The sequence below is a fragment of the Rhizobium sp. S96 genome (assembly GCF_030382195.1).
GTDB lineage: Bacteria > Pseudomonadota > Alphaproteobacteria > Rhizobiales > Rhizobiaceae > Rhizobium.
The window spans coordinates 225,457-237,403 of sequence record NZ_JAUDRY010000026.1 but is presented as its reverse complement, the minus strand read 5'-3'; the positions used below and the strand labels follow the sequence as shown (position 1 = coordinate 237,403).

10 protein-coding genes are annotated in these 11,947 nt (G+C 62.0%); all 10 read right to left on the bottom strand.

Annotated elements, in window-relative coordinates; all coding sequences use genetic code 11:
• Positions 1-51: 51 nt before the first annotated feature.
• Positions 52-1,068 (bottom strand): extracellular solute-binding protein, encoded by a 1,017-nt coding sequence (locus tag QTL94_RS21430; protein WP_065692010.1) that lies wholly within the window; start codon positions 1,066-1,068, stop codon positions 52-54.
• 24 nt (positions 1,069-1,092) lie between these two features.
• Positions 1,093-1,896: an ABC transporter permease gene (locus QTL94_RS21425; RefSeq protein ID WP_065692011.1), complete on the bottom strand. Its 804-nt coding sequence runs from the start codon at positions 1,894-1,896 to the stop codon at positions 1,093-1,095.
• The gene (locus tag QTL94_RS21420; protein ID WP_083199405.1) at positions 1,893-2,825 is read right to left on the bottom strand and encodes an ABC transporter permease; all 933 of its coding nucleotides are present in this window, start codon (positions 2,823-2,825) and stop codon (positions 1,893-1,895) included. The genes QTL94_RS21425 and QTL94_RS21420 overlap by 4 nt, the downstream gene beginning before the upstream one ends.
• On the bottom strand, positions 2,822-3,895 hold the full coding sequence (locus QTL94_RS21415; protein WP_065692012.1) for an ABC transporter ATP-binding protein: 1,074 nt from the start codon (positions 3,893-3,895) through the stop codon (positions 2,822-2,824). The genes QTL94_RS21420 and QTL94_RS21415 overlap by 4 nt, the downstream gene beginning before the upstream one ends.
• A 621-nt stretch (positions 3,896-4,516) precedes the next feature.
• The gene (gene argE, locus QTL94_RS21410; RefSeq protein WP_065692013.1) at positions 4,517-5,680 is read right to left on the bottom strand and encodes an acetylornithine deacetylase; all 1,164 of its coding nucleotides are present in this window, start codon (positions 5,678-5,680) and stop codon (positions 4,517-4,519) included.
• Between the two features lie 54 nt (positions 5,681-5,734).
• Positions 5,735-6,412 carry a DUF1028 domain-containing protein gene (locus QTL94_RS21405; protein ID WP_065692014.1) on the bottom strand — a complete coding sequence of 226 codons (678 nt, stop codon included), beginning with the start codon at positions 6,410-6,412 and terminating at the stop codon, positions 5,735-5,737.
• Between the two features lie 63 nt (positions 6,413-6,475).
• A complete protein-coding gene (locus QTL94_RS21400) occupies positions 6,476-6,892 on the bottom strand; it encodes a RidA family protein (protein ID WP_065692015.1) in 417 nt (138 codons plus the stop codon).
• Between the two features lie 225 nt (positions 6,893-7,117).
• Complete coding sequence (locus QTL94_RS21395) at positions 7,118-9,199, bottom strand: oxidoreductase (protein WP_065692016.1); 2,082 nt, start codon at positions 9,197-9,199, stop codon at positions 7,118-7,120.
• Between the two features lie 224 nt (positions 9,200-9,423).
• Positions 9,424-10,908, bottom strand: coding sequence for an aldehyde dehydrogenase (locus QTL94_RS21390; RefSeq protein WP_065692017.1), 1,485 nt, complete (start codon positions 10,906-10,908; stop codon positions 9,424-9,426).
• A complete protein-coding gene (locus QTL94_RS21385; protein WP_065692018.1) occupies positions 10,905-11,867 on the bottom strand; it encodes a LysR family transcriptional regulator in 963 nt (320 codons plus the stop codon). Before QTL94_RS21385 ends, QTL94_RS21390 begins: the two co-directional genes overlap by 4 nt.
• Positions 11,868-11,947 lie beyond the last annotated feature (80 nt).

Below are 11,947 nucleotides of genomic sequence, written 5' to 3'. Positions count from 1 at the left end.
TCGGCTCCAGGCAACAGAATGAGGGGTGGGGGCCGAAGCCCCCACGACGGATTACTGGAGCAGCTGCGTCCAAACCCGGGTCACGAGATCCTGCGCGGCGGGCGAGCACGTACGCGAGAACTGGACGGGAACCTCCGGATAAAGTTCCGGCGCGTTCTCCTTCGTGTATTTCATCTTGTCCTGGATGAGCTTCATCGGAGAAGAGTGCGCGTAGTGGTTCATCTCCTCGGTCGCGTTTTCCGGCCGGGACATGAATTCGATGAACTTGACGGCGTTCTCCTTGTTCGCCGCGCCCTTCGGGATCACCATGCTGTCGAGCCAGCCGACGAGGCCTTCCTTGGTCATGGCGAGCGCAATCGGCGAGCCGCCGGTCCGCGCCTTCAGTTCCTCGCCATCCCACCAGAAATGCGTGGAGACTTCGCCGGTGTCCAGACGGCTGGCGATGTTGTCGGACGAGTAGACGGCGACCGAGGGCTTTTGGCTCTGCAGCAGGTCCAGCACCTTTTTCATTTCCGCCGGATCCTCCGTGCAGAAGGGCACTCCAAGGTAGAGCTCGGCGGCGCCGATCACCTCGTCGGGCTGGCCGAGCATGGCGATCTTGCCCTTCAGGTCACCGTCCGGCTCGAAGAAGTATTTATAGCTGTCGGTCGGTCCCTTGTACTGATTGGTGTTCACGACGAAGCCAGCCGTGCCGTAGGCGATCGGGATCGAATATTCCTGCTTTTCATCCCACCACTGATTGCGCCAGCGTGGCTCGAGGTTCTGGTAGGCTTCCAGCTTGTTGGCCTGGTAGTTCTCCAGAAGCCCCTCATCGATCATCACGCGTACGAAGTGCTGTGAGGGCGTGGCAATGTCGTAGCCCGAGGAGCCTGCCTGGAGTTTCGTCAGAAGGTCTTCGTTGGACGTATAGGCGTCGACGCTAACCTTGACGTCATATTCCTTCGAGAACTTCTCGATCAAGGACGGCGCGATGGAGTCTGCCCAAACGAAGACGTTAAGCGATCCTTCGGCATGCGCGGCCGAGGCCAGGGAGAGCGTAAGTGCTGTGGCTGCAAGTATCTTTTTCATGTGTTCCTCTCTTTCTTTATTCGTTCAGTCATTGTCACGGGCGCCTCTTGCCGCGACCAGAAGGGCAACGGTTGCAAGGACGAGCGAGGCGAGAATCAGCAGTGCAGCGATCGCGTTGAGTTCTGGCGATGTGCCGACACGGATCAGCGAGAAGATGTAGACGGGCAGCGTCGTCGTGCCGCCGGTCGCGAGCATGTTCGAGGTGATGAAGTCGTCCATCGAAATCAGGAAGGCGAGCATGGCTCCCGAAAAGACGCCGGGAAAAATCAGCGGCAGCGTCACCCGGCGGAAGGTCGTCCAGCGATTGGCGTAGAGATCGGCACTGGCTTCTTCCAGGTCTAGCGACATGCCTTGCAGTCGCGCCCGGATCGGCAGGAACGCAAAGGGGGTGCAGAAGGCGGAGTGGGCGATAACCACGCGCACCAGGCCGTTCTGGACGCCGAGCAGCGAAAACAAGATCAGCGTGGCAACGGCCAGCACGATCTCAGGCAGGACCAACGGAAGGTTGACGATTGTCTCCGAGAGCTTGCGGAAGCGAACATTCTTGCCGCGAATGATCGCGAGCGCAGCGCATAGTGCAATCGTCGTCGAGGTGACCGTGGCGATCGCTGCGACCGTAAGCGAGGTCTTCAGCGCGCTCATCAGCGCGGTGTTCTCGAGCGCGTTGCCATACCACTGCAGCGAAAATTCCGTCCAGACACCCGCGACCCGATTGGCGTTGAAGGAGTAGGTCACGACCACGGCCAGCGGTGCGTAGAGATAGACGAAGAAGAGAGCGGTGAGAGGACCAAGCCCGGGGTAGCGCTTGACGTCGTGTTTCGTGCTCATGCGGCCACCTCCCGACGCGCGGCGCGCATTGCGGTGAAGACGAGGAAGATCATCACCAAGGCCATCAGCGTCATGGCGATCGCCGCGCCGAAAGGCCAGTTGCGGGACGGCCCGAACTGCAATTGGATCAGGGAGCCCATCATCATCTGCTTTCCGCCACCCATCAGGGTCGGCTCCAATACCGCGCCAAGGGCGGGGACAAAGACGAGGATGGCGCCCGCGATGATGCCCGGAGCGGTCAGCGGCAGGATTACCCGGCGCAGCGTCGTCCAGCGGTTGCCATAAAGGTCATGCGAGGCCTCGATCAGGGTGCCGTCGAGCTTCTCGATCGACGCGAAGACCGGCAAGATCATCAGTGGCATCGTGGTGTAGACCATCGCGGTCAACGTTGCGCCGTCGTTGAACATAAAGCTCATGCCCGGCGCAAAACCCAGATGTTCGAGCAGACGCGGCAAGGTGCCGTCCTTGCCGAGGATGATCATCCAGGCATAGACGCGCAGGATCATCGAGACCCAGAACGGCAAGGTCACGAGATAGACGAGCACCGCCTTCAAGCCCGGGCGCTGGCGCGAAATGAAATAGGCGACCGGCACCGCGAAGATGAGACAGATGAGCGTGGTGGCGCCGGCGAGCAGGAAGGTGCGGGCAATGATGAAGAGATACTGGGCGGTGAACTCCAGTTCGCCCGTCCAGCCCTCGTTGAAGAGGATCTGGCGATAGCCCGCGAGGTTGAAGTCCCAGGCAAAGCCGCCATGCGCGCCGCGGGTCGCGAAAGACACGGCAGCGATGATGACGATCGGCAAGATCAGGGCAAATCCCATCAACAGCCAGGATGGCAGCAGTCCCCAGAAGGAGAGATCATGCCAGAAGCGAGGGCGATTTGCGTGTTGCACCGGTTCGACGGGAGCGTGGAGCGCAGTGTCTGTCATGCCGAAAGCACCCGCGCAGAGACCGCAACGAACCCAAGCGGAACGGTTGCGCCGAGCGGGATCGTGTCGCCCTCGCGCGAAGCGTTGCGGCGCGAGGCCCGCAACTCCGTGCCCGCCACGTCGAGCGTGTAGTGGGTAAAGCCGCCCATGTAGTTTTTGTTGACGACGCGTCCCTCGAAGGTGATCCCCTGCGCCTGGTTGCCAAGGTTGATCTTCTCCGGGCGGACGGACAGCGTCGCCCGACCTTTACTGATCGATGCCGTCGACGGAACTGTGACGGCCACGCCGAAGGGCATGCGCACGGTTGCCTGGCCACCCGCCGCTTCCAGGATCTCGACATCCAGGAAGTTCGTCTCACCGACGAAGTCGGCGACAAAGCGGTTGACCGGCTCTTCGTAGATCTGCGTCGGCGTACCGATCTGCTGAACCTCGCCACCGCCGAGGACCGCAATGCGATCCGACATGTCAAGGGCTTCTTCCTGGTCGTGCGTCACGAAGACGAAGGTAATGCCGGTATCGCGCTGCAATGTCCGCAATTCGTCGCGCATCGCCTGACGCAGCTTGAGGTCGAGCGCTGACAGCGGCTCGTCGAGCAGCAGGACTTCCGGCTCCGGCGCAAGCGCGCGGGCAAGCGCGATGCGCTGACGCTGGCCGCCGGAGAGCTGGGCAGGCTTGCGCTTGGCCATCGGGCTCATGTGCACCCGCTCCAGCATTTGCCCGACGCGCCTTTTTATGCGGGTCTGGTCCCATCCGAGGTTTTCGAGGCCGTAGGCGACATTCTGTTCGAGCGTCATGTGCGGGAAGAGCGCGTAGCTCTGGAAGACCGTGTTGACGCGCCGCTTGTGGGGCGGAATTGCGTTGACCTCAGCGCCATGGAGAAGGATTGAACCGCTGTTTGGGCTTTCGAAGCCAGCCAGCATGCGCAGCAGCGTGGTCTTGCCACAGCCGGAGGGCCCCAGCATCGTGAAGAACTCGTTGCCGCCAATGTTGAAACTGACGGACTTCAGCGCCTGATAGATCCCGAAGTTTTTCGAGACTGATCTGACTTCGATGGCCATTGATTGGCTCATGCCGCGCTCCTCGTAAGAACCTGTTGTGGGTGCGTTGGCGGGACGACGAACAACGCAGACCCGTATTCAAGGGTGCCGTTTCCGCGCATGGCGGCATGGCCGTTCCGTGCGGTCCTGGCGACGCGAAAGCTCGTTGAAAAGGCCTCTCGATCGAAGCCCTTGCGGTTGCGCATTGGCATTCCCCTTATTTTGACCCCATTGGATTTCGAGAGAGGTTTTCTGTAAATAACGCGATCTGGAAGCATGGCTTAGGCTTAGGCTAATCGTGCGTTCTCGCGCGTTTTCCTCACCTCATGGGTGAAGGTGGTAAAATCTCGGCCGAGACCTGCGATGTTGAGTAAAGTAGTTTTTTAACAATCGCTTAGGCGTAGGACCGGCGCGTGATTTCCTCGGAAGGATCAGCGGCGACGGTCTGCGATTGCACAAGTTTTGATCGCACCGGGCCGCGTTCTCAGGCAGATGCACGCTTTCCGGATGGGCGGAGATTTTGGCCGTGGTAAGTCGCAACGGCAGTGGCGAAACGGAACACGGTCCTGCGCTGGCTTGGCCGACTGCCATGCCAGAGGAAATTGGAGTGCCCGAGCGCATCGGCACTGGAGATCGCAGGTGTCGAAGCCCGCCCTACGAGCCCTGCCGAAGCTCCGCGAGCAGGCGTCCGAGCATGGCATCGCAACGGGCGAGTTGGTCCATGCTGACGAACTCATCAGGCTTATGGCCCTGGTCCATGAAACCCGGACCGCAGACCGCCGTCGACATGCCAAGGCTTTGCTCGAAGAGGCCGCCCTCTGTGCCGAAGGCGACCTTCAGCGTGGGCGCATCGTCCCCCAGGATCCGCTGTAGGAGTTGCACCACGGGCGCGCCACGATCGGAATTGAGGCCGGGATAGCCGGAGACGCGCTCGATTTCTATACAGGCCTTGGGAAACCGGTTGTGATGCGCGACGGCAATCGACCTTGCATCCGCCTCGATCCCGGCAAGAATGTCGTTGGGGTCATCTTCCGCGACATTGCGGATTTCGAAGTCGATATCGCAGCGGTTCGGCACGATGTTCAGCGCCGTGCCGCCGTGCATCATCCCTGCGTGAATGGTGGAGTAGGGGATATCGTAGTCAGGATCTCGCGCGCCGTTGACCGACAGTTCGTCCTGCCGGGCCTGCAAGGCTGTAATGAAGGCGGCACCGAGATGCAGCGCGTTCAGTGCTTTAGGGGCGAGGGCGGAATGTCCCGCTTGTCCGTGGCAACAGGCCCGCAGTGCCAGCTTGCCCTTGTGGCCGGTGGCGATGCGCATTCCCGTCGGTTCGCCGACGATACAGAGCGCCGGACGGTCGGGCCTCTGCGCCAATGCGTCGATCATCCCGCGCACCCCAAGGCATCCGATCTCCTCGTCGTAGGAGAGGGCGAGATGCAGCGGGCGTCGCAGCGGGCCGGTTGCGGCAAGCATAAGGGCGCGCAGCGCCGCCGCCACGAAACCTTTCATGTCGGCCGTGCCGCGGCCGTAGAGCCGCCCGTCCCGTTCACAGAGTAGATAAGGGTCGGTGGACCAGGCCTGGCCATCGACCGGAACCACGTCCGTGTGCCCGGACAGCACCACGCCACCCGGACCTTCCGGCCCGATACTCGCCCAAAGATTGGCGCGACTGCCGTCCGGATGCGCGAAGCGCTCGATGCGCGCGCCGGCGCCTCGCAACAGGCTCTCGGCATAATCGAGCAGCGCGAGGTTGGAGGTCCGCGAAACCGTCGGCTTGGCCACCAGACGCGTGAGGATTTCCAGGGTCGAGGGGATCATGCACTCATCCGGTCCATAGACAGAGTCGACGCCATGGACGTCGCCTCTTCGTGATCAAAGGTCGCCCGGCACGCCGTAACTCGGCGCCTCGGTCGGGTTGAGCGCCCGGGTGACATAGGCGTTCATCTCGTGGCGCCACCGCTCCCAAAGGTTGGCGCATTCCTCGATCGGGTCTCCGTCGGTCCAGTCGACGCGAAGGTCGGCGACATTCCAGGAGACCTTGTCGACCATGACCAGACCCATCGAGTGCACCGGACCTTCCTCGCCACCGGCAGCAACAGCAGCCCGCATGGACGCAATCAGGCGGTCGCCGAGCGACTGCCCCCTGGTTGCCTCGAAGGCCGCGACCATCTTTTCAGGGATCGCAGTGCTGGTCAGCATGTTACCGGCCGCGACGACGCCCTCGCCGCGTGCCGTCGCGTGAGTGCCCAGGGTCTTCGGCCCGGAATAGGCAGCCGTTCCGCCTACGGCGTCAACGAGCGCGAGCTGGCGATACTCGATATGCGGTGCCTCCGCGACGAGGCGGGCCAGTGCCGCCTCGGCGGAGAGGCCGCTCGCCATCAGATCGAGCCCTTTGGGGCCGAGACGCGGATCGGTGACATTCTGCGTCGAAACGACACCGACGCCGGCGCGGACGTGAGCGCATCGCGCGGCCACGCTCGGCGATGACGATGAGACGGCAATGCCGAACATGCCTGTGTCGGCGCAACGTCCAGAGACGGAAAATGTCATGCTTCTATCATCCCCAAAGTGGTTTCTTCGTTGCAGCTGCCGCTTGCCGGGCTGCGCGGTTGCTCAATCCGGAATCATCGCCGTGGCATCGATTTCGACCAGCCATTCAGGACGGGCGAGTGCCGTGACGACCACACCTGTCGAGACGGGGAAGACACCCTTGATGTACTCGCCCATGGTGCGGTACACGGCCTCGCGGTGGCGAACATCGGTCAGATAGACGACGACCTTGCAGACGTGTTCCATCTTGCCGCCGCTCTCCTCGACAAGCTGTCTGATGTTCTGCATGACCTTGTGGGTCTGTTCGACAGGATCATGGCTGTCGATGTTCTTGCCGCCGTCGAGTTCCTGAGGGCACTGGCCACGCAGGAAAATCATCGTGCCGCGTGCCACCACCGCCTGGCAAAGATCGTTGTCGAGCTTCTGTTCCGGATAGGTGTCCTTCGTGTTGAAGGGACGGATACGGGTGTGCACGGGCATGCTGGTCTCCTTGATGGGTGGTGCAGGAAAAGTATCGTTGCGCGGCGCGAGGGGTAAGTCGTTTTTGCCAACGCCCCGCTTCGGAAAAAACTTCGTAGGTTCTTGCGCTTGGGCGCTTGCCTCGCGGCTCGCGAAGTGGCGCCTCGAGTTCTTCGTAGACTGCTTCTCATCGAGTGGCCGACACCCAGCGTGCGGGTGTCGGCATGATCGATCAATCCTGGCGCCTCACGCCGGCTCCAGCTGCGTGACTTCGCGGCGGAACGGGAGGTCATCGCCGATATCTGGTGTGTCGAGTTCACGGGCATAGCGGTGACCGGCATAGGTGGCCCATGCGATCGGGGCGGGTGCCGCGGCATCGCCGATGATCTTCACGCTCTTGATGCCGGCATCGGCCCAATCACCCTGCCGGGCAATCAGGTCGTTGAAGAGCTGATCCTCGGACGTCCGTGACGCAACCATGAGAACCGCGTTGCAGCCGATCGCGCTTCGCTTGCCGGTATAGACGCAGTTGGTCTCGACTTCTCCAGCTCGAATCGCCGTCACGCCGCGGTTGAGGCGTATATCGACGCCGAGATCGTCAAGGCGCACATGGATTGCACCCTGCTCAAGCGTGTTTCGCGTCCAGTCGGACACATAGGCCGACGACGTCACGAGGATGACCTTGGCGCCGGCCTTGGTCATGACCTCGGCCATGACGCCACCCATGTAATAGTGGTCGTCGTCATAGACGACGATCGTCTTTCCGGACAGGTTTTCGGGATGCACCTTGGCCATGATGTCGTCGGGTGTCCACACGGTCATGGAAGGATCGATCGGCATCGGCACGACGTGCTGGCGCGCAACGCCGTCACGGCGCCAGTGACAACCGGTTGCGATCGCGACATGTTCGAACCCGAAGCCGAGCACGTCCTCTGCCGTCAACCGGCTGTCGAAGTAGGTCTCGACATTGGTGCGCTGGCTGATCTGATACTGGCGATAGTCGACGACGCGCCCCCAGGCGGAAAGACCAGGCAACAAGCGCTCACGCGCAACGCGTCCGCCAAGCGTGGTCGTGGCTTCCGCCAGCGTCACGTCGTAGCCCCGGACGGACAGGGCGCGTGTCGCTTCGAGGCCGGCCGGACCGGCGCCCACAACGAGCACGGTGCTGCTGTCACCCTTGGCGTTCATGCGCTCCGGGTGCCAGCCCTTACGCCATTCTTCCATGAAGGTCGGGTTCTGCGTGCAGCGGCTGATCGACATGGTCATGTCGCCGGTGATGCAGATGTTGCATCCGATGCATTCGCGAATGTCTTCGATGCGCCCTTCCTCGATCTTCTTCGGCAGGAACGGATCAGCGATCGATGGGCGAGCGCAGCCGATGAAGTCGAGAACACCCTGGCGCACCATGCGCGCCATCACATCGGGAGACGTGAAGCGACCGACGCCGACAACCGGTTTCGAGGACAGCTCGCGGATCCCCTTGACCAGAATCTCCTGCGCGCCTTCTTCCTTGAAGCGGGAAGGCCCGGAACAGTCTTCCCAGGTTCCCTGCGCAAGATCCCACAGATCCGGCAGGTTCGCATTCATCTCGACGAACTCCCGGACCTCGGCATTGGAGAACCCGAGCTCGCCGATCGTCTCGTCCAGGCTCACGCGCATGGTGATAGCGGTGGTGTCGCCAACCGCTTCCTTAATGTCCTCGACGACTTCGCGGGCAAAGCGCGAACGGTTCTCGAGGCTTCCGCCATACTCATCGGTGCGCTGGTTGGTCGCGCGCGACAGGAAGTGCTGGAAGATCCCGAAGCCGTGCGCGCCGTAGAGACAGATCAGATCGAAACCGGCGATCTTCGACCGCTTGGCGGCGTTGACGAACCAGCGTCTTAGATTCTTGATATCCTGCTTGTCCAATGCGCGCGCCTGCACCGGATCGTTGGTGAAGGTGCGGATCGGCAGGGCGGAAGGTGCCAGCGGAACCTCCTTGGTGTAGAAATTGGGGCCGTTGATGCCGGAGTAGGCGAGCTGGATGCCGGCAAGCGCCCCGTGGACCTTCATGGCGTCGGACATGCGCCGAAGGCCAGGGATGTCCTTGTCTTCCCACAGGCGAAGTTCGATGAAGGGCGTGATCTCCGAGGTGTGGTGCATCTCGGTCTGCTCGGTGAAGATGACACCCCACCCGCCTTCCGACTTGATCCCGCGCATGGCCGCGACCGCCGACGGGTCGCGATAGCCGCCGCCGTTGCAATGGGGCACCTGGTAGAAACGGTTCTTCGCAGTGTGTGGACCTATCCGGACGGGTTCGAAGAGAATGTCGTACTTGTTATCGCGCATGGTGTTCCTCACTGCTTGTCGCCGTGCATTGGATTTGTTGAGAGCCGGGCTGTAAATGACGCGTTCTGGAAGCGTGGATTAGGCTGAGCCTAATCAAAATGGCGTTTAGACGAAGCGGCCCCTGCATGCCGCCGATGGCGCCACTCAGAGATGCTTTCGCGCTGGTCGATCTTCGCCCGCGGCAGTCCAACCGGGCGCCGGGGCGCCCGGTTCAACGTGAATACCTAGTACTTGACCCAGACGGTCTTCAGCGCCGAATACTTGTCGAAGCTATGGATCGACAGATCTCGGCCAAAGCCGGACTGCTTCATGCCGCCGAAGGGCGTCATTGCCGACAGGGCATCGACGGTGTTGACGGAAACCGTTCCGGCATGGAGCCGATCGGAAACCGACAAGGCCCGCGACAGATCTTTCGTCCAGACCGAAGCTGCGAGGCCGTACTCGCTGTCGTTGGCGATCCGAACCGCGTCCGCTTCATCATCGAACGGCGTGATGGCGAGCAGCGGACCAAACACCTCTTCCCGCGCGATGCGGGCATCCGGCGGCACGTTGTTGAAGATCGTCGGCTGGATATAGCAATCCGATCCATTGCGCGTTTCCCGCTCGCCGCCGTGGGCGAGCCGTGCCTCGGAGCGGCCGATGTCGATGTAGCCAGCGACGCGATCGGCATGGGCCTTTTCGACAAGCGGTCCCATGCGGGTTGCAAGATCAAGCGGGTCGCCGAGCGGCCATGCGGCGGTGGCCGCGATCAGCCTCTCTGTGAATTCCTCCTGCACCGACCGATGGACGAGGAGACGGGAATTGGCCGAGCAGACCTCGCCCGAATTGAACAGGATGCCGAAAGCGGCCATTTCCGCCGCCCTCTCGATGTCGGCATCGGCAAACACCAGGTTTGGCGACTTGCCGCCGGTTTCCGGCCACACCTGTTTCATGTTGCTCTGACCGGAATAGGTCATGAAAAGCTTGCCGACCTTGGTGGAGCCGGTAAAGACAAGCGCATCGACGTCGGGATGAAGACCGAGTGCACGACCGGCATCCTCGCCAAAGCCCGGAACGACGTTGAGAACCCCATCCGGAAGGCCCGCCTCCGATGCCAGCTCGGCAAGCATCAGCGCGGAAAGCGGGGATTGTTCGGCGGGCTTCAGGACCACCGAGTTGCCGGTGGCAAGAGCGGGCGCAAGCTTCCAGGTCGCCATGTCGAGCGGAAAGTTCCACGGGACGACGGCGCCGATGACGCCGAGCGGCACGCGGCGGATCATGGCAAGGTCGCCGCGACCCGTGGGAGCGATCTCGTCATAGAGCTTGTCGATCGCTTCGGCGTGCCACTGGAAGAAGTGGGCGGATCCCGGCGCGTCGATGGTCGAGCTGTCGCCGATCGGCTTGCCCATGTCCAGCGTGTCGAGAAGGGCAAGTTCCGGTATGTTTTCACGAATGAGCGCCGCCAGGCGCAGCAGCACTTCCTTGCGCTCGGCGGGCGATTTTCCGGACCACCGACCATCGTTGAACGCCCGGCGCGCCGAGGCCACGGCGGCATCGATATCATCAGCGGTGCCGCGAGCAACCGCTGTGAGCACTTGCGCATTGGCGGGGTTCACCGTATCGAACCGGCCACCCTTGGCGGCATCGCGAAAGGCGCCATCGATGAAAAGGCCGTTGCGGAATTTCAGGCCAGCGGCGCGAGCGCGCCAGTCAGCTGTCGAAGTGGTCATGGACTGCCTTTCTCTTCGTCTAGTCGAGCGTTCGGAATTGGGAGCTGCATGCCGCTCATGGTTCGGAGCTGTTCACTGCAGAAATCGATGAAACGCCGCACCACGAGCGGCGAGCTCAGGCCACGCATGGCCAATATCCCCATGCGCATGGGGCGCAGCCCGCCGGCCAGCGGGACGAAAGCCAGCTTGTCTCCGCTCAGAGCGTGTGACGAAACGGGCCGGATATTGGCAATGGAATAGCCAAAGTGGTTGGCTACCATCGCTCGCATCACCGACATGTCGCGTGTGCGTTCGATAATGCGCGGCGCCAGGTCGGCGTCGCGAAACAGCGACAGGAAATAGGCGGAGCTATGGGGCAGGTCCAGGAGGATCATCGGCTGTGGCGCGAGTTCGCGCACATCGAGTTCAGTCCGCGACGCGAGCGGGTGGTCTTCCGGCAGGACGGCGTAGGGTGGGAGCACCGCGAGCTCGTGAAACTCCATGTCTGCTGGAACGTCCAGGTCGTAGCTCAGCGCAATGTCAAAGCGCGCCATGCGCAGCCCTTCGATGATCAGGGCGTGATCGCGCTCATACTGGAAGAACTCGACATCGGGATAAGTGTCGGCGAAGGCGCGACGCAGCGGCGGAATGACGGTCTGTGCGAATGTCACGAGGCATGCGACGTGAAGCGGACCTCTAACCTGTCCGGTCAGCTCGTTCGACAAGGCGTTGAGCTTGTTGGCTTCGGATAGAATCTGGCGTGCCTGCGCGACGAAGCTGTGGCCAGCCTGCGTCAGCGAAAGGCCATGCGCGTGGCGGCGAACGAAGAGCGTGATGCCGAACTCTCTCTCGAGCTGGGAGATAGCGGCGGAGATCGACGGCGCCGAAACGTTTACCCGTTCTGCAGCTTCCGTAACCGAGCCAAACTCGCCAACCGCGACGAGATATTCCAGCTGCCTAATCGTGAATCGCAAGATCATGTCATTATTCCTGTTACCCTCTCCATCAGGATACAGAGAGGGTCCTTGGAACGAAACGCCCGTGGCCCTGATCCCCAAGA

What these genes read in the sequence shown, in the direction of transcription:
- QTL94_RS21430 (WP_065692010.1), bottom strand. Translation starts at nt 1,068, where the DNA reads ATGAAAAAGATACTTGCAGCCACAGCACTTACGCTCTCCCTGGCCTCG.
- QTL94_RS21425 (WP_065692011.1), bottom strand. Translation starts at nt 1,896, where the DNA reads ATGAGCACGAAACACGACGTCAAGCGCTACCCCGGGCTTGGTCCTCTC.
- QTL94_RS21420 (WP_083199405.1), bottom strand. Translation starts at nt 2,825, where the DNA reads ATGACAGACACTGCGCTCCACGCTCCCGTCGAACCGGTGCAACACGCA.
- QTL94_RS21415 (WP_065692012.1), bottom strand. Translation starts at nt 3,895, where the DNA reads ATGAGCCAATCAATGGCCATCGAAGTCAGATCAGTCTCGAAAAACTTC.
- argE (WP_065692013.1), bottom strand. Translation starts at nt 5,680, where the DNA reads ATGATCCCCTCGACCCTGGAAATCCTCACGCGTCTGGTGGCCAAGCCG.
- QTL94_RS21405 (WP_065692014.1), bottom strand. Translation starts at nt 6,412, where the DNA reads ATGACATTTTCCGTCTCTGGACGTTGCGCCGACACAGGCATGTTCGGC.
- QTL94_RS21400 (WP_065692015.1), bottom strand. Translation starts at nt 6,892, where the DNA reads ATGCCCGTGCACACCCGTATCCGTCCCTTCAACACGAAGGACACCTAT.
- QTL94_RS21395 (WP_065692016.1), bottom strand. Translation starts at nt 9,199, where the DNA reads ATGCGCGATAACAAGTACGACATTCTCTTCGAACCCGTCCGGATAGGT.
- QTL94_RS21390 (WP_065692017.1), bottom strand. Translation starts at nt 10,908, where the DNA reads ATGACCACTTCGACAGCTGACTGGCGCGCTCGCGCCGCTGGCCTGAAA.
- QTL94_RS21385 (WP_065692018.1), bottom strand. Translation starts at nt 11,867, where the DNA reads ATGATCTTGCGATTCACGATTAGGCAGCTGGAATATCTCGTCGCGGTT.